The sequence below is a fragment of the Deferrisoma palaeochoriense genome, assembly GCF_054656955.1.
In genome coordinates this window covers 1-235 of sequence record NZ_BAAHXI010000229.1, presented here as the reverse complement: position 1 = coordinate 235, position 235 = coordinate 1, and the positions used below count along the sequence as shown (strand labels likewise).

Below are 235 nucleotides of genomic sequence, written 5' to 3'. Positions count from 1 at the left end.
ATCCTCTCGGAGAACGCGCTTCGAAAGCTCTGGGACGCCGGGCTCCGGGGCTACCACCACAACCTGGAGACGGCCCGGAGCTTCTTCCCCCGGATCTGCACGACCCACGACTACGAGGACGACGTGGAGACCGTGCGCACGGCCAAGCGCCTGGGGTTCATGACCTGCTCGGGGGGCATCTTCGGCATCGGGGAGTCCCGGGCCCAGCGGGTGGAGATGGCGCTGACCCTGCGGG

At 68.9% G+C, this 235-nt stretch carries 1 protein-coding gene; it reads left to right on the top strand.

Features of this window, described 5'->3' with window-relative positions:
• Positions 1 to 235 (top strand): radical SAM protein (locus ACYQ8L_RS18820; RefSeq protein WP_459943338.1); only part of this gene is annotated, 235 nt, incomplete at both ends.